The sequence below is a fragment of the Paraburkholderia fungorum genome (assembly GCF_900099835.1).
GTDB classification, from domain to species: domain Bacteria; phylum Pseudomonadota; class Gammaproteobacteria; order Burkholderiales; family Burkholderiaceae; genus Paraburkholderia; species Paraburkholderia fungorum_A.
Window position 1 is genome coordinate 73,685 of record NZ_FNKP01000001.1, and the last position, 22,655, is coordinate 96,339.

Annotated in this window: 22 protein-coding genes and 1 riboswitch; of the genes, 7 read left to right on the forward strand and 15 right to left on the reverse strand. The window is 62.7% G+C overall.

The features are described from left to right. Positions 1–35: 35 nt before the first annotated feature. The gene (locus BLS41_RS00350; protein WP_074762421.1) at positions 36–2,003 is read right to left on the reverse strand and encodes a lytic transglycosylase domain-containing protein; all 1,968 of its coding nucleotides are present in this window, start codon (positions 2,001–2,003) and stop codon (positions 36–38) included. Between the two features lie 77 nt (positions 2,004–2,080). Between BLS41_RS00350 and BLS41_RS00355 the strand changes: the two genes are divergently transcribed. Then, on the forward strand, positions 2,081–2,617 hold the full coding sequence (locus BLS41_RS00355) for a 5-formyltetrahydrofolate cyclo-ligase (RefSeq protein WP_253189594.1): 537 nt from the start codon (positions 2,081–2,083) through the stop codon (positions 2,615–2,617). Between the two features lie 27 nt (positions 2,618–2,644). Here BLS41_RS00355 and BLS41_RS00360 read toward each other — a convergent pair whose 3' ends face one another. Continuing rightward, positions 2,645–3,157 (reverse strand): winged helix DNA-binding protein, encoded by a 513-nt coding sequence (locus BLS41_RS00360; protein WP_042327041.1) that lies wholly within the window; start codon positions 3,155–3,157, stop codon positions 2,645–2,647. A gap of 191 nt (positions 3,158–3,348) precedes the next feature. Between BLS41_RS00360 and pxpB the strand changes: the two genes are divergently transcribed. From pxpB to BLS41_RS00385, 5 genes are all read left to right on the forward strand, one after another. Then, positions 3,349–4,002, forward strand: coding sequence for a 5-oxoprolinase subunit PxpB (gene pxpB / locus BLS41_RS00365; RefSeq protein ID WP_074762422.1), 654 nt, complete (start codon positions 3,349–3,351; stop codon positions 4,000–4,002). Continuing rightward, positions 3,999–5,051: a 5-oxoprolinase subunit C family protein gene (locus BLS41_RS00370; protein ID WP_074762423.1), complete on the forward strand. Its 1,053-nt coding sequence runs from the start codon at positions 3,999–4,001 to the stop codon at positions 5,049–5,051. Before pxpB ends, BLS41_RS00370 begins: the two co-directional genes overlap by 4 nt. Before the next feature lie 110 nt (positions 5,052–5,161). Then, positions 5,162–5,914 carry a 5-oxoprolinase subunit PxpA gene (pxpA, locus tag BLS41_RS00375; RefSeq protein WP_074762424.1) on the forward strand — a complete coding sequence of 251 codons (753 nt, stop codon included), beginning with the start codon at positions 5,162–5,164 and terminating at the stop codon, positions 5,912–5,914. A gap of 280 nt (positions 5,915–6,194) precedes the next feature. After that, on the forward strand, positions 6,195–6,929 hold the full coding sequence (locus BLS41_RS00380) for a DUF969 domain-containing protein (protein ID WP_074762425.1): 735 nt from the start codon (positions 6,195–6,197) through the stop codon (positions 6,927–6,929). Continuing rightward, on the forward strand, positions 6,926–7,882 hold the full coding sequence (locus BLS41_RS00385) for a DUF979 domain-containing protein (RefSeq protein ID WP_074762426.1): 957 nt from the start codon (positions 6,926–6,928) through the stop codon (positions 7,880–7,882). Before BLS41_RS00380 ends, BLS41_RS00385 begins: the two co-directional genes overlap by 4 nt. Before the next feature lie 8 nt (positions 7,883–7,890). Here BLS41_RS00385 and BLS41_RS00390 read toward each other — a convergent pair whose 3' ends face one another. From BLS41_RS00390 to BLS41_RS00420, 7 genes are all read right to left on the reverse strand, one after another. Then, positions 7,891–9,054: a TraB/GumN family protein gene (locus tag BLS41_RS00390; protein ID WP_074762427.1), complete on the reverse strand. Its 1,164-nt coding sequence runs from the start codon at positions 9,052–9,054 to the stop codon at positions 7,891–7,893. Beyond that, complete coding sequence (locus BLS41_RS00395; protein ID WP_074762428.1) at positions 9,047–10,066, reverse strand: peptide ABC transporter ATP-binding protein; 1,020 nt, start codon at positions 10,064–10,066, stop codon at positions 9,047–9,049. Before BLS41_RS00395 ends, BLS41_RS00390 begins: the two co-directional genes overlap by 8 nt. Next, on the reverse strand, positions 10,063–11,067 hold the full coding sequence (locus BLS41_RS00400; RefSeq protein ID WP_074762429.1) for an ABC transporter ATP-binding protein: 1,005 nt from the start codon (positions 11,065–11,067) through the stop codon (positions 10,063–10,065). Before BLS41_RS00400 ends, BLS41_RS00395 begins: the two co-directional genes overlap by 4 nt. Then, entirely contained in the window at positions 11,068–11,985 is a 918-nt protein-coding gene (locus BLS41_RS00405) for an ABC transporter permease subunit (RefSeq protein ID WP_074762430.1), read from the reverse strand. It abuts the gene before it with no gap. A gap of 7 nt (positions 11,986–11,992) precedes the next feature. Next, complete coding sequence (locus BLS41_RS00410) at positions 11,993–13,006, reverse strand: ABC transporter permease subunit (RefSeq protein WP_074762431.1); 1,014 nt, start codon at positions 13,004–13,006, stop codon at positions 11,993–11,995. Positions 13,007–13,144: 138 nt separating this feature from the next. Further along, complete coding sequence (locus BLS41_RS00415; RefSeq protein ID WP_074762432.1) at positions 13,145–14,773, reverse strand: ABC transporter substrate-binding protein; 1,629 nt, start codon at positions 14,771–14,773, stop codon at positions 13,145–13,147. A gap of 197 nt (positions 14,774–14,970) precedes the next feature. After that, a complete protein-coding gene (locus BLS41_RS00420) occupies positions 14,971–16,614 on the reverse strand; it encodes an ABC transporter substrate-binding protein (RefSeq protein WP_074762433.1) in 1,644 nt (547 codons plus the stop codon). A gap of 176 nt (positions 16,615–16,790) precedes the next feature. Between BLS41_RS00420 and BLS41_RS00425 the strand changes: the two genes are divergently transcribed. After that, entirely contained in the window at positions 16,791–17,423 is a 633-nt protein-coding gene (locus BLS41_RS00425) for a class I SAM-dependent methyltransferase (RefSeq protein ID WP_074766169.1), read from the forward strand. 65 nt (positions 17,424–17,488) lie between these two features. On the opposite strand, the gene metF is transcribed toward BLS41_RS00425, so the two are convergent. The 6 genes from metF to BLS41_RS00455 all read right to left on the reverse strand — a co-directional run bounded on the left by metF (position 17,489) and on the right by BLS41_RS00455 (position 22,650). Then, entirely contained in the window at positions 17,489–18,319 is an 831-nt protein-coding gene (gene metF, locus BLS41_RS00430; RefSeq protein ID WP_074762434.1) for a methylenetetrahydrofolate reductase [NAD(P)H], read from the reverse strand. Between the two features lie 11 nt (positions 18,320–18,330). Next, entirely contained in the window at positions 18,331–18,684 is a 354-nt protein-coding gene (locus BLS41_RS00435; RefSeq protein WP_074762435.1) for a phage holin family protein, read from the reverse strand. A gap of 166 nt (positions 18,685–18,850) precedes the next feature. Continuing rightward, a complete protein-coding gene (gene ahcY / locus BLS41_RS00440) occupies positions 18,851–20,272 on the reverse strand; it encodes an adenosylhomocysteinase (protein WP_074762436.1) in 1,422 nt (473 codons plus the stop codon). 32 nt (positions 20,273–20,304) lie between these two features. After that, a riboswitch (S-adenosyl-L-homocysteine riboswitch) is annotated at positions 20,305–20,440 on the reverse strand. A gap of 84 nt (positions 20,441–20,524) precedes the next feature. Further along, on the reverse strand, positions 20,525–21,283 hold the full coding sequence (locus BLS41_RS00445; RefSeq protein WP_074762437.1) for a glycosyltransferase family 2 protein: 759 nt from the start codon (positions 21,281–21,283) through the stop codon (positions 20,525–20,527). A gap of 122 nt (positions 21,284–21,405) precedes the next feature. Next, positions 21,406–22,137, reverse strand: a complete 732-nt coding sequence (locus BLS41_RS00450) for an LrgB family protein (RefSeq protein WP_074762438.1) — start codon at positions 22,135–22,137, stop codon at positions 21,406–21,408. Between the two features lie 36 nt (positions 22,138–22,173). Further along, the gene (locus tag BLS41_RS00455; RefSeq protein WP_074762439.1) at positions 22,174–22,650 is read right to left on the reverse strand and encodes a CidA/LrgA family protein; all 477 of its coding nucleotides are present in this window, start codon (positions 22,648–22,650) and stop codon (positions 22,174–22,176) included. Positions 22,651–22,655: the final 5 nt, after the last annotated feature.

Genomic DNA, 22,655 nt, shown 5'->3' on the forward strand with positions numbered 1-22,655 from the left:
CTGCAGCCTCGGGCGAGGCTGCAGCGGCACGGCGCTTACGGTGCGATGTAACCCAGACGCGCCTTCAGCGATTGCGGACGGCCTTCGAACAATGCCGCGTAGTAGACCGTGTTGGACAACACGTTCTTCACGTAGTCACGCGTTTCCTGGAACGGAATCGCTTCGGCGAAGATCGCGCCTTCAACCGGATGCTGCAACGAAGCCCGCCAGTTGCGCGGACGGCCAGGACCCGCGTTATAGCCTGCGGTGGCCAGCACGGCGGACCCGTCGAACTGATTGTAGATCATGGACAGGTAGTTGGTCCCGAGCAGGATATTGGTGTTGATGTCGTTCATCTGTTCGCGCGAAATCGGGCCGAGGCCGATCTTTTTCGCGACCAGTTGCGCGGTGCCCGGCATCAATTGCATCAAGCCGCTCGCGCCGACTTCGGAGCGCGCGTTCATGATGAAGCGCGATTCCTGACGGATCAGACCATACGCCCACTCGACGTCGAGCCCGTTCGACTGCGCGTCGCGGTCGACGATATCGCGGAACGGCGACAGATACCGCAGCGAGAAATCGTGTTCGCTCTTCGTGCGGTCGGCCGTGTTGACGGTGCGGTCATAAAGCTGGATACGGCGCGCGTATTCGGCGGCCGCGAGCAGTTGCCGGTCGCTCATGGTGCGCAGCGGCCAGTTCCATTCGCGATTGCCTTCGAGCCGCAGATTCATCGCGTAGAACCGCTGCGCGAGATCGAAACCGGGCGTGTTTGCAGCCTGCTGGACTTCGGCATCGCTGACAGTGGTTTTCGGCGGAACGGTGATTTTCTGGCCGAGTTCTTCAGCGGCCAGTTGACCGTAGAAGTTGAAGCCCGGCGAGATCGATGCGAATTCCTGGTTGGCGGTGGCCGTGTCGCCGGCCTGCTTGAGTGCGCGCGCATGCCAGTACACCCACGACGGCTGGTTGCGCAATGCCTCGGGCATCTGTTCGATCGACCAGCGCACCATGTTCCAGTCGCCGGCCAGCAGCGCGGTGCGGGTGCGCCATTCATACGCGGGATTCGACAGCGGCGCATTCGCCGACAGGCGGTACCAGTCGACCGCGCTCGGCATCTGCTTGGCGGCGGCCTGATAGGCAATCGTGCCCCAGCCGATGGCGCGCTCCGGCGAACTCAGCGACGGCGCCACCGACGCAAACGTAGCCGCGGCCATGGCCGGGTCGTTGCGCGCCATGCGCGTGATCGCGAGCAACGCCAGTTGATGCGATTGCGAATCCGGACCGACACCACGCGCCAGCAACAACGGCGGCGCATTGGTAGCCTGCGCGAACAGCGTGGGATCGGGCGGATTGTTGCTCAGCGCGTCGACGAGCTTGCTGCCGGTGTTGGTGTTGTTCTGCTCGTAAGCGAGACGGATCTGTTGCCAGATGTCGTCGGTGCTGAACTGGCGGCTCACGCCCAGCGTCGTGATCAGGTCGACACAGCCGTCGCCGTACCACTTCGGATCGACCAGCAGCGCACGCGCCGCGTCGGCCACGTTTTCACCCCGCGACGCCCGCGATTCGAGCGCGTAGCACTTCACCTGCGTGTCGTCGTTCAACACGAAGCGGGCGTACTGCTGATCGAAATTGCGCCAGTCGTGACGCGTGCCGAGCACCGTGAGGTAGTCGTTGCGCATGCGGTCGGCGATAGCCTGGCCGTCGTACTTCTGCAGAAACGCCAGCACCGGCGCGTCCGGCGCGTCGACGCGTGCATGGCCGGACGAATCGAACAGTTGCGGCTTGATCTGGAAGTACTCCAGATAAGCAGGCGCCGGATAGTTCGGGATCATGCTCGCCAGTTGGGCTGCACGCGCCGCGTCGTTATTGCGGGACGCTTCGCGCAACTGGACGAAGGTCTGGTCGTCGTTGGTGAGCTGCGAAAGGGGGATGGGCTTGACGGCTACGGCCGTGCTGCACGCGACGAGTGCCGCAGCGGCAAGCGCCAGACCGGCCGCGCGATATACTCGGTAAAGGCGTTTTGACATCGTTGTTTCTGGAGCGCGAATTGAACCCAAGCATAGCATGCAACCCTGTCCCGGAATCGAAAAAGGCGTTGCGTCGAATGCTATTGGAAGCAAGGCTACAAGCGGCTTCCGACCCGGCATACAACGCTGCGCTCGGCCGTCGTGTGCTGGACGCGCTGAAGCACTTCGGAGCAGCCAGCGTGGGCTTCTACTGGCCGCTCGCGGGTGAGTTCGACGCACGTCCCGCGGTCTCGGTCTGGTTGACGGCCAATGCGCAGCGCGAAGCCAGTCTGCCGATTGTCAAGGAGCGTGGCGCGCCGCTCGAATTCCATGCATGGACCCCCGCGACGCCGATGAAAATCGGTCATCACAAGATTGCTGAGCCGACCTCGGGACAGGTAGTCGTTCCCGAACTGCTGTTCATACCGTGTGTGGGATTCGATGCCGATGGCTACCGGCTAGGCTACGGCGGCGGATACTACGATCGCACGCTGGCCGCGTGGCCGGGATCGAAGCAACCGGTCACGGTGGGCATCGCTTATGAAGCGTGCCGCACGCAAGATCTTCAACGTGAAGCGCACGACATTGCGCTCGATCTGATCGTCACCGAGGCTGGGGTTTATCCGCCCCGTTGAATTGAACGCCGGGCGAGCGCCACCCGGCTACAAAGACGCCGCCGCCCGCGCCGCCGTGTCGTACAAGCCGGACGCGTTGCGCATCAACTGCGCCGCGTCGCCGATCTGCTCGTTGGTCAGGCCGCTTTCCTTCAGCGTCGAAATCAGGCAACTCTCGCGCACTTCCCGATATTTCAGACACAACTCGCGACCCGCTTCGGTCGCGGAGAAGAACACTTCCTTGCCGGTCTTTTCGCTTTTTACATACCCTCTAGCTACGAGTTTCTTCAGCGCGTAGGTAGCGACGTGGGTGTCTTCTATGTTCAGCACGAAGCAGATGTCCGCCAGTTTCTTGCGACGTTCGCGATGGCTGACGTGATGAAGCAGCGATACTTCGATGGCGGTCATGTCCTTGTCGCCGGCCGCCGACATGCAGCGCACCATCCACCGGTTGAATGCATTGCCGGCCATGATCAGCGCGTACTCGAGTTCGGACAGCTCGGCGCTGGTCTCGGACACGAGATGTTCCGATGAAACGATCTTGGTGGGATGGCGCGACATGGCGAAAATCTCGGGGAAACAGGGTGGGAAGGTGTCGGGAGTGTACGACGAGCCGTGAATCCCGGGGAGCCTGGCAAAAACGCTTATTGAGAAATTGTTGATATTTTATTGATAATGTACGCTTCATTCATCGTGCATCGACGAGTGTGCAGTGTGCTCACTTCCTTCGACCCGACCTGGGCTGTCAAGTCATGAGCCAACCAAGAATTTTTCCGCTCGGCGATGCCGCGCTTGTCTGCGAATCGCCGCCGCCCGCGACGCTTGCGTGCCAGCGCCGCGTGTGGGCCGCTGCTGAGCTCGCGCGCGACTGGCCGCATGTGCTGGAAGTCGTGCCGGGTATGAACAATCTGACGCTCGTCTTCGATCCGCTCGAGGCCGACCGCGAAGCGCTCGCCAGCGAGTTGCTGAAAGCGTGGAACGCGGCGGGCGCGACGCCGGAGCCGGGTCGCGAAGTGGAGATCCCGGTGCAGTACGGCGGCGAATTCGGCCCGGATCTGCAAGCGGTCGCCGATCACACGGGCCTGAGCGTCAACGAAATCGTGCAGCGCCATTCGGGCGGCGAATACGTCGTGTTCTTCCTCGGCTTCCAGCCGGGCTTCGCCTACATGGGCGGACTCGAAGCCGCGCTGCACACGCCGCGCCGCGCGTCGCCGAGGCTGGAAGTGCCGGCGGGGTCGGTCGGCATCGGCGGCGAGCAGACGGGCGTTTATCCGGCCACCTCGCCCGGCGGCTGGCAGTTGATCGGACGCACCGAGCTACCGCTTTTCGACGCCACGCGCCGCCCGCCCACGCTGCTGCAGCCGGGCGACCGGGTTCGCTTCACCATCGCGGGGATACACGCATGATCGATGTGATTCGCGCGGGTCTGCTGACTACGATTCAGGATCTCGGCCGTCATGGCTATCGTCATCTCGGCGTGGCGATGGGGGGCGCGCTCGACCGCCTGTCGCTGGAAGTCGGCAACCGGCTGGTGGGCAATCGCCCCGACGCAGCCGGTCTGGAAATCACCTTCGGCCCGACCGTGCTGCGCTTTCTGCGCGCCACGCGGGTGGCGATCACGGGCACCGAATTCGGCGCGACGCTCGACGGCAAGCCGGTCTATTCATGGTGGAGCCTGCCGGTGCAGGCCGGTCAGGAACTCGTGCTGAACGGCGCGAAACGCGGCATGCGCGGCTACGTGTGCGTGGCGGGCGGCATCGACGTATTGCCGATGCTCGGCTCGCGCAGCACCGACCTCGCCGGCCAGTTCGGCGGACTCGGCGGTCGCGCGCTGCGTGACGGCGACCGTCTGCCGGTCGGCGCGCCGCCGCCGCGCGACCATGTCGGCTTCACGCCGGAGGCGCCCGAATTCGGCGTAAAAGCGCCCTACTGGTGCAAATTCGTGCTGGTTCACGAACCGTTGAGGCGCGGCCGTCATCCGTCGGGCGTGCCTTGGGCGATTCCGATTCGCGTGCTGCGCGGCCCCGAATACGACAGCTTCACCGAAGCCGCGCACGAATCGTTCTGGTCCGACGAGTGGCTCGTCACGCCGAACAGCAACCGGATGGGCTATCGCCTCGCCGGTGCCGAACTGAAACGGACGCAGAAAACCGATCTGCTGTCGCACGCGGTGTTGCCCGGGACCATCCAGGTGCCACCGAACGGCCAGCCGATCGTCTTGATGAGCGACGCGCAGACCACCGGCGGTTATCCGAAAATCGGCGCGGTGATTCAGGCGGATTTGTGGAAGCTCGCGCAGGTCCGGCTGAACGCGTCCGTACGCTTTATCCCGACGACGCCTTACGAAGCGCGTCAGGCTTTGCTGGAAGAACGCACGTATTTGCGGCAGATCGACGCCGCGATCGCGATGCATGAAGAACGCTGCGCGCGCCAGTTGGCGGTCGCGGCGGGGTAACCGGAATACGCGGGACCACCCCGGTTTCTGCTCGAACGGGCTCGCCCCTTCGGGAGTCCGGTGCGAAAGACGCCGGGTTGGAAAGCACCTGCAATCAGTAGAGGAACACCATGGAAATCGATTTGAACGCCGACCTCGGCGAAGGCTGCGGCTCCGACGAGTCGCTGCTCGCGCTCGTCAGTTCGGCGAACATCGCGTGCGGCTGGCATGCGGGCGGCGCCAACACGATGCGCGACTGCGTGCGCTGGGCGGTGCAGAAAGGCGTGTCGATCGGCGCGCATCCGAGCTTCAACGATCCGGAAAATTTCGGCCGCAAGGAAATGGATCTGCCGGCCGGCGAAATTTACGCGGGCGTGCTGTATCAACTCGGCGCGCTGTCGGCGATTGCTCAGGCTGAAGGCGGCCGCATCGCGCACGTCAAGCCGCACGGCGCGCTGTACAACCAGGCCGCGCGCGACGCGAAAATCGCCGACGCGATTGTGTCGGCGGTGCACGATTTCGATCCGTCGGTGGCGGTGTTCGCGCTCGCCAACAGCGGTCTCGTGACGGCGGCACGCAACGCAGGTCTGACCGCGATCGAAGAGGTGTTCGCCGACCGGGGTTATCGCGCGGACGGCTCGCTCGTGCCGCGCAACCAGCCCGGCGCGTTGCTCGACGACGAAGAGGAAGTACTGGAGCGCACGCTCGCGATGATCCGCGACCAGCGTGTGCGAGCCGTGGACGGTCAATGGGTGCCGCTGAATGCGCAAACCATCTGTCTGCATGGCGACGGCCCGCATGCGCTCGCGTTTGCGAAGCGTATTCGCGGCGCGCTGGAAGCGGCCGGTATCGAAGTGCATGCGGCGGGCGCCGCGCGCGTCTGAGCGACAGCGCTGATTTAAACGCCGACGTCACCGCAACAAGCAGCGCAATTCAACCCTTGTGACACCTCCGACGCCCCGCTCTCACGCGGGGCGTTTGCCAGGTGCCGAACGTATTAGCGGTATTTGCATCGGGCAGCCGATGTGGTGCCGGTAGTGGAAGTTCGAAGTCACACGGCCATCAAGAGCCGTGACAACAAGAAGGCATAGGGACGGGCCGCCCTGCGCCATAACCCTATTCGCCGTCACGAGCGGCGAGGTTGAACCCTGTTTGGAGATCCAGATGCAGACAACTGTCAGTCTATGGCCGCTGATTGGCGTGGCCGTTATCATCGTCGGCTTTTTATTGCGCTTCAATCCGATGCTGATCGTGGCCGTCGCCGCGATCGTCACCGGCCTCGCCGCGAATTTTCCGCCCGAAAAAATTCTTGCGCTGATCGGCACCGGCTTCATCAAGACGCGCAATATCCCGCTGATCATTCTTCTGCCGCTCGCGGTGATCGGCCTGCTCGAACGGCATGGCCTGCGCGAACGCGCACAAGCGTGGATCAGCAGCATCAAGGCGGCGACCGCCGGGCGTCTGCTGATCGTTTATCTGCTGGTGCGCGAACTCACCGCTGCGGTCGGTCTGACCGGACTCGGCGGACATCCGCAAATGGTGCGTCCGCTGATCGCGCCAATGGCCGAAGGCGCAGCCGAAACCCGCTTCGGCAAACTCAGCGACGCGGTGCGATTCCGCCTGCGCGCATTCTCCGCCGCCACCGACAACGTCGGCCTGTTCTTCGGCGAAGATGTTTTCGTCGCCTTCGGCGCCATCGTGCTGATGACCACCTTCCTGAAAGAGGCAGGCATTGTCGTCGAGCCGATTCACGTGGCCGTGTGGGGCATTCCGACTGCGATCTGCGCGTTCATCGTGCACGGCTTCCGGCTGTATCTGCTCGACCGGCGGCTCGAACGCGAACTGCGCGGCAACGCGCCGTCTTCGTCGACGCAACCCGCTGCGGGAGACAAGGCATGACCTTCACCATCAACTATCTTTTCTGGCTGCTGGGCCTCGTGCTGCTGGTGATCGGCGGCATGATCGTCACGGATAAGGACCACCCGCGCCGCTTCACCGCCGGCGGCTTCTGGATTCTCTACGCGCTGATCTTCCTGATCGGCGACCGGTTGCCGCCCGCCGTCGTCGGTGTCGCGGTGATCGTGATGGCGCTGATTGCCGGCTTCGGCGGCGTCACGGCGGCAAAGCCCAAAACCTTGTCGCTCGAAGCGCGCAAGGCGAGCGCCGCGCGCCTCGGCAACAAGCTGTTCGTGCCTGCGCTGACGATTCCGGTCGTGACGGTGATCGTCACGCTGTCGGCGAGTCATCTGATCTTCGGCGGCGTTCCGCTGATCGAAAAAGCCAACGTCACGCTGATCGGCTTCGGCATCGGCTGCGTGATCGCGCTCGCGATTGCCTGCGTGATGACGCGCGACACGGTCGGTCAGTCGATGAAGGAAGCGCGCCGGCTGGTCGACGCGTTGTCATGGGCCGCCGTGCTGCCGCAAATGCTCGGCATGCTCGGCCTCGTGTTCTCCGACGCGGGCGTCGGCAAGGCGGTCGCGCACGTCACCACGTCGTACATCAGCCTCGATTACCGCTTCGTCGCGGTGGCCGTGTACTGCATCGGCATGGCGCTGTTCACGATGGTGATGGGCAACGGCTTCGCGGCGTTTCCGGTGATGACGGGCGGTGTGGGCGTGCCGATTCTGGTTGGCGTGTTCCATGGCAACCCGGCGGTGATGGCGGCAATCGGCATGTTTTCCGGCTACTGCGGCACGCTGATGACGCCGATGGCCGCGAACTTCAACATGGTGCCGGTCGCGTTGCTGGAGTTGCCGGACAAGAACGCGGTGATCAAGGTGCAGATACCGACGGCGCTGACCATGCTGGTCATCAACATCTTTCTGCTGAATTTCCTGATGTTTTTATAGCGAGCGCGTCAGCCCGGCTCGACCACGAAGCCGCGCTGCCGCAAAAGCTGCAGCACGCCCTTCGGGCCGCCCAGATGCAACGCGCCGATGGCCACGAACACCGGCTTGTTCGGCGCGGCGATCTGCAGCATCCGCGAGACGAAACGGCGGTTGCGTTCGTAGACGATCTTGTTGTCGATCGAATCGGAAACGCGCTTGTCGCGCGCCAGATTTTCGGATTTGGCGGCCTGCCAGGCGGCGATCGCATCCGCATCGCCGACCTGCCATAGCCGGTGCAACGCCCGCACATCCGCGACGTTTTGCGCGGGCGTTTGCACGAGATCCTGCGCGAGCATTTCGCGCTGCTGCGCGAGCGACAGATTCGTGAACGCGCGCATTTGCTGCGGCAAGGTTTCGAGGCCGACGATCTTGCCGCGCGTCTTCAGATACACGTTCTGCAATTGCGCTTCCGAGCCGTACTCAGTCTGCAAGCCGGCGCTCAGCGAATCGTAGGTTTCGACGACCAGCGACGCGAGCCACGGCCGCATCTTCTTGATTGCATCGAGCGCGGCGGGATTGCCGCGCAATCTCATCGCCAGCTTGTGCCACAGCGGCTCGGGCAACAAGCCCGGCAGACAGTCGTGCCGGCAGACGCCGTACTTCGACACATCGTCTTGCGACACCAGCAGTTCGTCGGGCGACAGTTCGAGCGCGAGCGTCGGCGACGCGGCCAGCGCGGCGAGAATCTGCGGACGGAACGGCTGCGTCGCCGGATAGTCGTTCGGATCGCCGACATGCAGCGTGCCCAGCAGATAGATCGTGGTCGTGCCGCGCGTGGCGACATAGAACGGCATGCGCGCCGGCTGCGCGCGCACCGGACCGCTGGCAGTCGTGCCCGGCGAGGCGGGCGGCAACGAAGGCGCGCTGTGAAAGCCCGGCAGACTGGCGGGCGGCGATGGCGGCACACCCGGCACCTGAACCGCCGGACGTCCCGCCTGCGCGGGCGTATTGGCGGCCGCGCCCGCGGCGTAGGCGAGACCGGACGGCGCAAGACGCATCGCGGGAAAAGTACAGACGCCAAGGAGCACGGCACCGGTCAGTGCGCGCGCTCCCCAGCGGCGCGCGAAAGCGGCACGGCGGCCACCGTCACGCGAGCGGCGCGCAATACGACGCGCCGCCACTGCATCAGGCATCCACGTCCCCCACCTCCTCGGCGCGATGACACGAGACCTGACGGCCATCCACTTCACGCAGCTTCGGCTCTTCGCTGCGGCAACGGTCGATCACATACGGGCAGCGCTGATGGAACGTGCAGCCCGACGGCGGATTCAGCGGCGACGGCATCTCGCCCTGCAGCTTGATTTTGATGCTGCGATCCGCTTCGAAGATGGACGGCGTGGCCGACATCAGTGCACGCGTGTACGGATGCCTCGGCTTCGCGAAAATCTTCTTCTTGTCGCCGAGTTCGGCGACGCCGCCGAAGTACATCACCATCACGTCGTCGGCGATATGTTCCACCACCGACAGATTGTGCGAGATGAACACGTAGCTGGTCTTGAACTGTTCCTGCAAGTCCATGAACAGGTTCAGGATCTGCGCCTGGATCGACACGTCGAGCGCGGATACGGGTTCGTCGGCGACCACGATCTGCGGATCGAGGATCATCGCGCGCGCAATCGCCACACGCTGACGCTGACCGCCGGAGAACATATGCGGATAGCGCTTCGCATGTTCCGGGCGCAGGCCGACGGTGCGCATCATCTGCGCGATCCGTTCGGCGCGTTCGGTGGCGCTCAGTTGCGTGTTGATCGCGAGCGGTTCGCCAAGTGTCTGCTCGACGGTCTTACGCGGATTCAGCGACGCAAACGGGTTCTGGAACACCATCTGCACGCGCCGCCGCAACGCGGCGATTTTCGCGTGATCCGCACCGGCCACATCTTCACCGTCGATCAGCAGACGACCCGCGCTAGGCGTTTCGATCATCGTGAGCTGGCGCGCGAGCGTGGATTTGCCGCAGCCGGATTCGCCGACCACGGCCAGCGTCTTGCCGCGCTCCAGCGCGAACGACACCCCGTTCAGCGCCTTCACCGTGCCCGACGCGAACATGCCGCGCTTGACCGTGTAGTAACGCGCGAGCTGGTCGGCGACCAGCACGTGATCGCCCGCATGGTTCGACTGGCGCCGCGTTTCGGGTACTGCGTTCATCGTGCGCCTCCATGGGTGTGAACGTTCGCGTCGCCGCTCAGGTTCAGGGGTTTGATGCAGCGCACGCGCGCCACTTCGGCGTGACCTTGCATGGGTGCGAGCGCGGGCCGCGCCTTCACGCAATCGTCGACCACATATTTGCAGCGCGGCGCGAACAGACATCCTTTCGGACGGTCGTCGCGTCCCGGCACCATGCCCGGCAGCGCCGCGAGCCGCACCGCGCCCACGTTGTGCTCGGGAATCGCCGCCAGCAGCGCTTCCGTGTACGGATGATGCGGCGCGGCGAAGATATCCGGCACCTTGTTGGTTTCGATCACTTCGCCAGCGTACATGACCGCGACGCGCTGCGCGACCTCGGACACCACCGCCAGATCGTGCGAAATCAGCACGAGCGCCATGCCGCGTTCCTTCTGCAGCTTGATCAGCAACTCCATGATCTGCGCCTGGATCGTCACGTCGAGCGCGGTGGTCGGCTCGTCGGCGATCAGCAGTTTCGGGTTGCACGCAATCGCCATAGCGATCATCACGCGCTGGTTCATGCCGCCCGACATCTGATGCGGGAACGAATTGATGCGTCCCTTCGGATCGGGAATGCCGACCTGATCGAGCAGTTCCAGCGCGCGTTTGTCGAGCGCGCTGCCGCGCAGGCCTTCGTGCAGCTTCAGCACTTCCTTGATCTGATAGCCGACCGTGTAGCTCGGATTCAGACTGGTGAGCGCGTCCTGGAACACCATCGCGATATCTTTGCCGATGATCTTGCGGCGTTCCTTCGCCGATGCCTTCAGCAGATTCGTGCCGTTGAACGTGACTTCGTCGGCGGTGACTTTGCCGGGCGCGTCGATCAGGCCCATCAGCGCCATCATCGTGACGCTCTTGCCCGAACCCGATTCGCCGACCACGCCGACGACTTCGCCGGGAGCGACGTCGAGGCTGATGCGGTCGACGGCGGGAAGGCCATTGAAATTCACCGCCAGGTTGCGGATGGTCAATAAGCTAGTCATTTAGGCCATCCGTTTCAGTTTGGGATCGAGTGCGTCGCGCAGCCCGTCGCCGAGCAGATTGATCGCGAGCACCGAGATCAGAATGGACAGACCCGGCATCGTGACGATCCACCATGCGCTGTCGATGTAATCGCGCGCCGAGGCCAGCATCGCGCCCCACTCCGCCGACGGCGGCTGCACGCCGAGCCCGAGAAAACCGAGCGCGGCAGCATCGAGAATCGCCGAAGAAAAACCGAGCGTAGCCTGCACGATCAGCGGTGCGGTGCAGTTCGGCAACACTTGCGAGAACATCAAACGCATCGTGCTGGCACCTGCGACACGCGACGCGGTCACGTATTCCTTCTGCAACTCGCCCTGCGCCGATGCGCGCGTCAAACGCACGTAACCCGGCAGCGCGACGATCGCAATCGCGAGCATCGTGTTGACCAGACCCGGGCCGATGATCGCGACCACGGCCACCGCGAGCAGCAGCGACGGCAACGCGAGCAGCACGTCCATGATCCGCATGATCGGCGTGTCGGCCCACTTCTCGAAGAACGCGGCGATCAGCCCGAGCACGATGCCCGGGATCAATGCGAGCACCACGGAAACGAAGCCGATCCAGAACGACAGCCGCGCGCCGTACATCAGACGCGAGAGGATGTCGCGGCCCGCTTCGTCGGTGCCGAGAATGAACTTCCAGTTGCCGCCGTCGAGCCAGGCGGGCGGGATTTTCACGTTGTCGCGGTACTGTTCGATCGGGCTATGCGGCGCGATCAACGGCGCGAAAATCGCGACGAAAACCAGCAGCAGCACGATCACGCCAGCGGCGACAGCGCCACGATTGCGCGAGAAATTCGCCCAGAATTCACGGGCGGCGATGGCACGGCCACTGGGAGGCGTGACTGCCTGGGGGACTGTGTTTTGTATGTCTGCCATGTTCGTATTACCTCGTATGGCGGATGCGTGGGTTCAGCACGCCGTACAACAGATCGACGACGAGGTTCACGACGATCACCAGCGTGGCGATCATCAGGATACCGCCCTGCACGACCGGGTAATCGCGGCGGCTGATCGCGTCGATCAGCCATTTGCCGATGCCCGGCCACGAGAACAACGTCTCGGTCAGCACCGCGCCCGCGAGCAGCGTGCCGACCTGCAGGCCGATCACCGTCACCACCGGAATCAGCGCGTTACGCAGCGCATGCACGACGATCACGCGTGCCGGCGACAGACCCTTCGCGCGCGCGGTGCGGATGTAATCCTCGCGCAGCACTTCGAGCATCGACGAACGCGTCATGCGCGCGATCACAGCCAGCGGAATCGTGCCGAGCACGATCGCGGGCAGGATCAGATGGCTCAGCGCGGATTTGAACGCGCCTTCGTCGGTGCCCGGCATCAGCGCGTCGATCAGCATGAAACCGGTCACGCGCGGAATGTCGTATTCGACCGCGATGCGGCCCGACACCGGCGTCCAGCCCAGATCGACCGAGAAGAACATGATGAGGATCAAGCCCCACCAGAAGATCGGCATCGAGTAGCCGGTGAGCGCCGTGCCCATCACGCCGTGATCGACCACCGTGCCGCGTCGCAAAGCCGCGAACACGCCCGCCGGCAAGCCGACGACCAGCGCGAAAAACATCGCGCAGATCGACAGTTCGACGGTGGCGGGAAAGCGCGCGAGGAATTCGCCCATCACGCTCGTGTTGGTGATGATCGAGGTGCCGAGGTCGCCGTGCAGCGCGCGGCCCAGGTAGTGGACGTACTGCATCGGCAGAGGTTCGTCGAGTCCGAGACGATGCAGCGCGGCGGCATGCATCGCGGGATCGACGCCGCGCTCGCCCATCATCACTTCGATGGGGTCGCCCGGAATCAGGTGAATCAGCGCGAACGCAAGGATCGTGATGCCGATAAACGTCGGTATCACCATGCCGATGCGGCGCAAAACAAAGCGGAACATGGTTCGTCCCTATGGTCTTGGTGAAGAAAAAACGCAACCGGCGACGAGGGCTTGTGACCCCGGTCGCCGGACCATTTCGACCAGTTTTCTAACCGTGCGAAAAGCGTACTGCGCAAATTTTATGACGTGCCAAACCGCTTACTTGACGCTCACGCCGTCAAAGCGTGCATAGCCCAGCGGCTCGATGCGCATGTCGACCACCTTCTTGCTCACCGGCTGATACACCGTCGAGTGAGCAATCGGCGAGAACGGCAGTTGCTGCGCGAAAATCTGCTGCGCTTCGACGTAAGCCTTCGTGCGTGCAGCCACGTCGGACGTCACACGGCCCTTCTGGATCAGGTCGTCGAACGGCTTGTAGCACCACTTCGAGAAGTTGTTGCCATTCACCGCTTCGCAGCCGAGCAGCGTGCCGAGCCAGTTGTCCGGATCGCCGTTGTCGCCGGTCCAGCCGATCAGCATCGTGTCGTCTTCACCGGCGTGCGCGCGCTTGATGTACTCACCCCATTCGTACGTGACGATCTTCGCCTTCACGCCGATCTTGGCCCAGTCGGCCTGGATCATCTCGGCCATCAGACGGGCGTTCGGGTTGTACGCGCGTTGCACCGGCATCGCCCACAGCGTGATGTCGAAGCCGTTCGGATAACCGGCCTTCGCCAGCAGGTCCTTGGCCTTGGCCGAATCGTACGGGGCAGCCTTCAGGTCTTTGTAGAACGACCATTGGGTCGGCGGCATCGGGTTGGTCGCGAGCTGGCCCGCACCCTGGTACACCGACTCGATGATCGCCTTCTTGTTGATCGCCATGTCGAGCGCCTGACGCACTTCGACCTTGTCCACCGGCTTGTGCGTCACGTTGTACGCGAGATAGCCGAGGTTGAAGCCCGGTTGCGACGGCATGTCGATGTTGGCTTCGGCCTTCAGCGGCGCGATGTCGGCGGGACGCGGATAGCTCATCACCTGGCATTCGTCGCGCTTGATCTTCTGCACGCGCACACCGGCGTCCGGCGTGATCGAGAAGATCAGCTTCGAGATCTTCACCGCGTTCGGCTTCCAGTACGTCGGATTGCCGTCGAAGCGGATCGTCGCGTCTTTCGTGTAGCTGCGGAAAATGAACGGGCCCGTGCCGACCGGGAACTGGTTGATGTCCGACGCCTTGCCGGCCTTCAGCAGTTGATCCGCATATTCGGCCGACAGGATCGACGCGTATTCCATCGCCAGATTCTGGATGAACGGCGCGTTGACTTCCTTCAGCGTGAACTTGACCGTGTACGGATCGACCTTTTCGACGCTGGTGATCAGCTTGTCGAGGCCCATGTCGGTGAAGTACGGGAACTGCACCGGGTAGGCCTTACGGAACGGCTGGTTCGGGTCCAGCATGCGCTGGAACGAGAACACGACGTCGTCCGCGTCGAAATCGCGGGTCGGCTTGAAGAACGACGTGGTCTGGAACTTCACGCCATGACGCAGATGGAACGTGTAGGTCTTGCCATCCGCCGACACATCCCACTTCTCTGCAAGACCGGGTTCGACTTTCGTACCGCCGCGTTCGAATTCCACGAGACGGTTATAAACGGTGAACGTGTTGGCCGTGAAGTCGACACCCGTCGTGTATTGGGCAGGATCGAAACCCGCAGGGCTGCCTTCTGAACAGTAGACGAGAGTCTTGTTCGGAATCTCGGCGCGCGCGTTGTTCGCGCCCACCAGCGATGCCGCTGCAGCGGCGACGAGCGTCGTAACACGCACGGCGCGCAACAGATTGTTTTGCTTCATGTTTCCTCCAGGTTCGGGGCCGGCTACCGCCAGCGTAGCGCGATATTACTTGAGCATGGCTCGCAGCAACAAGCGGAGGAAATTACCCGTGTTGACGATAGGAAACACTTAGGGCATAAGGGCGGCCGCAAGCGCCGGCGCGGGCCGGAGCTTGCGGTTCAAGCGGAGAGTGGAAGCAAAAATGCGTCCTGATGCGGCTATTTCAGCCCGACATTCATGAATTGAGTCGGCCCGAACGGGTCGACCTTGAAACCCACTACGTTCTTGCTGATCGGCTGATACACCGTGGAGTGGGCGATTGGCGTGAATGGCACCTGGTCTTTGAAAATTTCCTGCGCTTCCGTATAAGCCTTGGTGCGCTCGGCCATATCGGTCGTACCACGGCCTTTTCGAATCAGATCGTCGTAAGGCTTGTAGCACCATTTGGAAAAGTTACTGCCATTTACCGCGTCGCAGCCGAGCAATACGCCGAGCCAGTTATCCGGGTCGCCATAATCGCCGGTCCAGCCGATCAGCATCGCCTGATGCTCGCCTGCATGGGCACGGCGAATGTATTCACCCCATTCATACGTCGCGATATTGACCTTTACGCCGATTTTCGCCCAATCGGCCTGGAGCATTTCGGCCATCAGACGCGCATTCGGGTTATATGGCCGTTGAACCGGCATCGCCCATAAAGTGAGTTCGAAACCGTCGGGATAACCCGCCTGTTTCAGCAGCGCTTTCGCCTTGTCGGTGTCGTACGGTGCGTCCTTCAGATTCTTGTCGTAGCCCCACTGGGTCGGCGGCATCGGGTTGGTCGCCGCCTGGCCCGCGCCCTGATAGACCGAATCGATAATCGCCTTCTTGTTGACTGACATATCGAGCGCGCGGCGCACCAGCACGTTATCGAGCGGCTTTTTCGTCGTGTTGTACGCGATATAGCCGAGATTGAAGCCCACCTGACTCGGCATCGCGAGCGATGAATCCGCTTTTACCGCCGGAATATCGGCGGGACGCGGATACGCCATCACCTGACATTCGCCGCGCTTTATTTTCTGCAGACGCACGGCGGGATCGACGGTAATCGCGAAAATCAGTTTGCTGACTTTGACCACGCCTGGCTTCCAGTAATCGGGATTACCGTCGAAGCGAATCGAATCGTCCTTCGTATAACTGCGGAATATGAATGGACCGGTGCCGACCGGATATTGGTTGATATCGGACGCCTTACCCGCTTTCAGTAACTGGTCGGCATATTCGGCCGACAGAATCGACGCGAACGGCATCGCTATCTGTTGTAAAAACGGCGCATCGACTTCTTTCAGCGTAAAGCGAACTGTCGACGGATCGACTTTCTCGATCTTCGAGATGTTTTTCGCCAGCCCCAGATCGTTGAAATACGGAAACGGCACCGCGTACGCCTTGCGGAACGGCTGATCCGGATCAAGCATCCGCTGGAATGTGAAGACGACGTCGTCGGCATTCATGTCGCGCGTCGGCTTGAAAAACGATGTGGTCTGGAATTTGACGCCGGGGCGCAAATGGAACGTGTAGGTCAGACCGTCGGGCGAAACGTCCCATTTTTCGGCGAGGCCCGGTTCGATATCAGTGCTGCCGTGCGCAAACTCGATCAGCCGGTTGTAGACCGTGTAGGAACCCGCGCTGAATTCGACGCTCGTGGTGTATTGCGCGGTATCGAAGCCCGCCGGACTGCCCTCGGAGCAGAACACGAGAGTCTTGTCGGGCAGCGTGGCGGCCTGGGCTGGGGCGTAAATCATGGCGCTCGCGGCGACCGCGAACGCGGTAACGGCCGGCAGGCAGAACTGGTGAACCGCAAACAGCTTTCGTGACACTGTCATATCGTCCTCCGCACAGCAGCCGGATCGACTGCGCTTCGATCATAGACAGCACAAAAATGAGCTTCAACAAGGGCTTACCATTTGCTTCCAGTCCGATGCGCTGTGCTGGCGGCCGTCTTTTTTGGAATAGCCACCGCCCCATAATGGCCGGTTTCGACCACCGCCCTGCCCGCATCATGACTTCGTATCAATTCACCAATAACTGGTTCGAGACCGTTGCCAGAGGCGTCTGGGATCAGTTGATGCCGCAGCTTGCCCCCGCCAGGATTCTCGAAATTGGCTCGTACGAAGGCGCGAGCGCCTGTTATCTGATCGACGCGCTGGCTCCGCGCCATCCGCTCGAACTGCATTGCATCGACACCTGGGAAGGCGGCGTCGAGCATCAGCCGGGCGGCGACGCGCCGGCCGACATGAATTCGGTCGAGCGGCGCTTTCATCACAATGTCGCGCTGGCGGCGGCCAGATATCCGGGCCGCGCGACGATCGAAGTGCACAAAGGTTTTTCCGACGACTGCCTCGCTGGTCTGATCGCCGCGGGCAAAAAAGGCTATTTCGACTTTGTCTACGTCGACGGTTCGCATCAGGCGGCGGACGTGCTGGTGGATGCCGTGCTCGGCTTCCGGCTGCTGAGAGTCGGCGGAGTGATCGCGTTCGACGACTATTTGTGGTCGGAGGCGTTGCCGTCAGGCAAAGATCCGTTGCGATGTCCAAAGCCCGCGATCGACGCGTTCGTCAATCTGAACTTTCGCAAGGTGGAGGTGTTGTCCGCGCCGCTGTACCAGCTTTACGTGCGGAAGCTGTCGGACTAGAAGCCAGCCAGAAGGCAGGCCGCGCGGCCATTGCAGCCGCGCGGATAAATCACCGGACAGAGCGTTTAAGCGCCCAGCCGTTCACAAATCGCCTTCGTCGCCACAGCGCTGTTCAGCGTGTAGAAATGCAGGCCCGGCACCTTGGCGTCGATCAGACGCTGGCACAGGTCCGCGACCACATCGAGTCCGAACGCTCGAATCGACTCGCGGTCGTCGCCAAAACTTTCCAGCCGGCGCGCGACCCAGCGCGGCACTTCGGCACCGCACATTTCGGAGAAGCGCATCAGTTGCGAAAAGTTCGTGATCGGCATGATGCCCGGCACGATCGGCACGTCTACGCCGAGCTTGTGCGCGTCGTCGACGAAACGGAAATACGCGTCCGCATTGAAGAAATACTGCGTGATCGCGGAATTCGCGCCGGCCTTCACCTTGCGGGCGAAGTTTTCCAGATCGTGACGCGGCGAGCGCGACTGCGGGTGGTATTCCGGGTAACCGGCCACCTCGATCCAGAACCAGTCGCCGAACTCGGCGCGGATAAAGCTCACCAGTTCCGACGCATAACGCAGTTCGCCGACTTCGCCCATGCCGGACGGCAGATCGCCGCGCAGCGCGACGATATGGCGAATGCCGTGCGCACGGTACTCGTTGAGAATCGCGCGCAGGCTTTCTTTCGACGAACCGATGCACGACAGATGCGGCGCCGCTTCGACGCCGCTCTTCGCGAGGTCGACGACGGTATCGAGCGTGCCTTGCTGCGTCGAGCCGCCGGCGCCGAACGTGACGGACACGAACTTGGGCTTGAACGTCGCGAGTTCCGCGCGCGTGGCGCGCAGTTTTTCGACGCCTTCCTGCGTTTTAGGCGGGAAAAATTCGAATGAAAGTTCGATCGGGTTCATGATTCAGTAGGTCAACCTAAACTGCGGTTGCCGAAAATAAGCGCGGACAGCAGCCACGAAACGATGCTGTACAGAATCGAGCCAAAGAACGCCGACCAGAAACCCGACACTTCAAAGCCCTTCAGCAGCGACGCGCACAGCCAGAAGCACAGCGCATTGACCACGAGAATGAAGAGTCCGAGCGTGATGATCGTGACGGGCAGCGTCAACAGGATCAGCACCGGGCGCAGCACCGTATTGATCAATCCGAGCACCACCGCGACGATCAGGGCGGTGCCGAAACTGCGGATGTGGATCGACGGAACGAGGTAGGTGATGATCAGCAGCGCGAGCGCGTTGATCAGCCAGGTCAGCAGCACGGTCATGTAGAGCTCCTTACAGGCAGGATGTCCGTTGAATGGGAAAGGCGGTCAAAGCACGGGCATGGCGAACAAAGCGGCGCATTGCGCGCCGCCGTGTTCTCAGACTTTCATGCTTTTACGACCGCCGGTGTATCCGGCGCAATGCGATGCACGCGCCGGGTACACGCGCTTAGTAGCGATAGTGGTTCGGCTTGAACGGACCGTTCTTGTCGACGCCGATGTAGCCCGCCTGCTCGTCCGACAGCACGGTCAGGTTCGCGCCGATGCGCGCCAGATGCAGGCGTGCAACCTTCTCGTCCAGATGCTTCGGCAGCACGTACACCTTGTTCTCGTACTTGTCGCCTTGCGTGAACAGTTCGATCTGCGCGAGCGTCTGGTTCGTGAACGAGTTCGACATCACGAACGACGGGTGGCCCGTTGCACAACCCAGGTTCACCAGACGGCCTTCGGCCAGCAGGATCACGCGCTTGCCGTCCGGGAAAATGATGTGGTCGACTTGCGGCTTGATGTTGTCCCACTGGTACTTGCGGGTCGACGCGATGTCGATTTCCGAATCGAAGTGACCGATGTTGCAGACAATCGCGTTGTGGCGCATTGCTGCCATGTGGTCGTGGCCGATCACGTGGAAGTTGCCGGTGGCCGTCACGAAGATGTCGGCCTTGTCGGCGGCGTATTCCATCGTCACGACGCGGTAGCCTTCCATCGCGGCCTGCAGTGCGCAGATCGGATCGATTTCGGTGACCCACACGGTGGCACCCAGACCGCGCAGCGATTGCGCGCAGCCCTTGCCCACGTCGCCGTAACCTGCGACCACCGCGATCTTGCCCGCGATCATCACGTCGGTGGCGCGCTTGATACCGTCGACCAGCGACTCACGGCAACCGTACAGGTTGTCGAACTTCGACTTGGTGACCGAGTCGTTGACGTTGATCGCCGGGAACGGCAGGCGGCCTTCCTTTTCCATCTGATACAGACGGTGCACGCCGGTCGTGGTTTCTTCGGTCACGCCCTGAATGTGCGACAGACGCGTCGAGTACCACGTCGGATCGGCGTCGAGGTGCGAGGCGATCGACTTGTACAGCGCGACTTCTTCTTCGTTGGTCGGCTTCGAGATGACCGAGCGGTCTTTCTCGGCCTTCGCGCCGAGGATCAGCAGCAACGTGGCGTCGCCGCCATCGTCGAGGATCATGTTGGCGAATTCGCCGTTCGGCCATTCGAAAATGCGGTGCGAGAATTCCCAGTATTCGTCGAGCGATTCGCCCTTGAACGCGAACACCGGCACGCCAGCCTGAGCGATGGCCGCAGCAGCGTGATCCTGCGTCGAGAAAATGTTGCACGATGCCCAGCGGACGTCGGCGCCGAGCGCGGTCAGCGTCTCGATCAGCACGCCGGTCTGGATCGTCATGTGCAGCGAACCGGCAATGCGCGCGCCCTTCAGCGGCTGCTGCGCCTTGTACTCTTCGCGCGTTTGCACGAGGCCGGGCATTTCCGTCTCGGCAATGTTGAGTTCCTTGCGGCCCCAGTCGGCAAGCGACATGTCGGCAACGAGGTAATCCTGGGAATTTTTGGAATCGATAACTGCGGCGTTCATCACGCCCTCCTTTCTAAATAGTGACTAGAAATTTGACGTGAGCGCGGTTCGATGCGGTGGATAAGAAAGCGCAATGCGCATTCATGGCCCTCCGATTGAAGCCTTCGAGCCTGGCGGGCGGCCGGCGAATGTTGACTCGCGGTACCCGTCGCAACGCTCCTCGAAGACGAACGGCGATTGTAGCAAATCGAGATAACTTCCGGGCGTCAGGATTGGATTTTGGGGACGGTTCCGCGTCCCCGTTGCGCGCGTCTAACTGACATGCGCCGCGCGTAATTGCATGAAGCCTGCGCGCGCGGTGTCGAGGAATTGCTGCGAGAGCCGGAACGCTTCTTCGACATCGGCGGGATCGGGCGTTTGCAGGCCGAGCGCAATGCGAAAGTAACGTTCGGCGTGGATGCCCGCGTGGTAATGCATGCGCACGCGTTTCGCATCGTCGAGACGCGGATTGCCGAAAAGCTCGCGCAAGGTCCACGAAAACGCGCCGTCTTCTCCGCCGATCCGGCGAAAACCTTCGTCCATCGGAAAGCCGCCGAGCGCCGCAAAAACCGCCCGCCGGATGATCAGGCTGCTCGGCACCGTATTGCTGAGCGTGGCCGCGTGCGCCGCGAAGTCGGGATGCGCGGTGAGATCGGCGGGAAAATCCGTGTAATCGACATCGAGCCGCACGGACACCGCGCCGGGGTTACCGGTGAGGAACATGCTTGCGGCGGTGAGTGCACCGGGCAGATATTCGTCGTCGGCGTCGAGAAATGCGATTACTCCGTGCGACGCATTTAGCGCACCCCAGTTGCGCGCCCGCGCCGGGCCACCGTTCTGCGGCATGCGCAGCAGGTTCACGCGCGGATCGCGGCGGCTGAACTGGATGGCGATGTTACTGGAGCGATCGGTCGAGCCGTCGTCCACGACCAGAATCTGCGCGGCTTCCGGCTGGATCAGGCAACTTTCGAGCGCACGCCCGAGGGTCGCCGCGCCGTTGTAACAGGGGATGAGGATCGTGATCGGCGTCATGGATCGAACCGTGCCGCGCGGCAGGCCGTTGTTGGTGGAAGGCTGGCGATGGTATCCGGCTTCCGGCCTGGCTCATCCCGAAATCCAATGCGCTGAGCGGCGCGGTTGCTGACAAGGCAGCTTCAGATCGGCAGCAACCCCAGCATCGGCGCGAGCAATACCATCACGACGCCGGCGATCATCATCGTCAGGCTGGCGACCACACCCTCTTCGCTACCCAATTCCCGCGCCTTCGCGGTGCCCACACCATGCGCAGCCGCGCCGAACAACGCGCCGCGAGCGAGCCGCGTGCGCAACGGCACGAGACCTAGCACGAGTTCGCCGAACAGCATCCCGCAGACGCCGGTCGCGATCACGAACAACGCGGTGAGGTCCTTCGGCGCATGAATCTTGTCGGAGACGGCAAGCGCAAACGGTGTCGATACGGAACGAGTCATCAGACTGCGTTGCAATTCCGGCGACAAATGCAGAAGCTTCGCCAGCATCAACGAGCCACCGACACCGACCAGTATCCCGACCGTCACCCCGACGGTCAGCGAAATCCAATGCCGTTTCAGCAACTCGCGATATTCATAAATCGGCACGGCGAACGCGACGGTGGCGGGTCCGAGCAGCCACATCAGCCAGCGGGTGTCCTCGAAATAGACGGGATACGGAATGTGCGCGACCAGCACGATGGCCGCGAGCACCGCAGGCACGGCCACGAGCGGCGTGAGCCAGAGCGTCTTGAAGCGCGCGTACAGCGCCTTCGACGCGAAGTACAGCACGACGGTCAGCACCAGGCAGCCGGCCGCGATCAGACGCGAGGCGTCGTCGGCAAAGAGGGATGAAATTGACGCGTAGAGCGGGCTCATGGACAGGCTTCCGGCAAAAATGATGCGTGCGGAAATTCAGATCCGCGAAGCCTGCCGCGCGATCAGCGCGCGGCGCAGCGCAAGACGACGCTCCAGCCGCGCGGCCTGTTCGACCGCGAAAGCCACCGCGACCATCACCATCAGCGTCCCCGCGACGACCACCAGCGCCAGCCGCCAGCCGTCCTCGCGGAACAGGCCGCCGTATTGCACCGCCGCGACCGCCGCCGGAATGAAGAACAGCAGCATGTCGGACAGCAGCCAGTCGGCACCCGCCTTGATCCAGCGCGGCGCGATGCCGCCGCAAAACAGCAAGGCGAGCAACACGAGCAATCCGACCACGCCGCCGGGAACCGGCAAATGTAAGGTGCGGACGACGAAATCGGCAGCGAGCCAGAGGCCAGCTATCGCCGCGCTCTGCACTGCAATCCGGGCGATCCGGCCAACCCGCGCGACACCACCGGCCGGGCCGGGTCGGGCATCAGCGGCAGACGGAGCGAGAACGGGCGAGGCCATGGCAA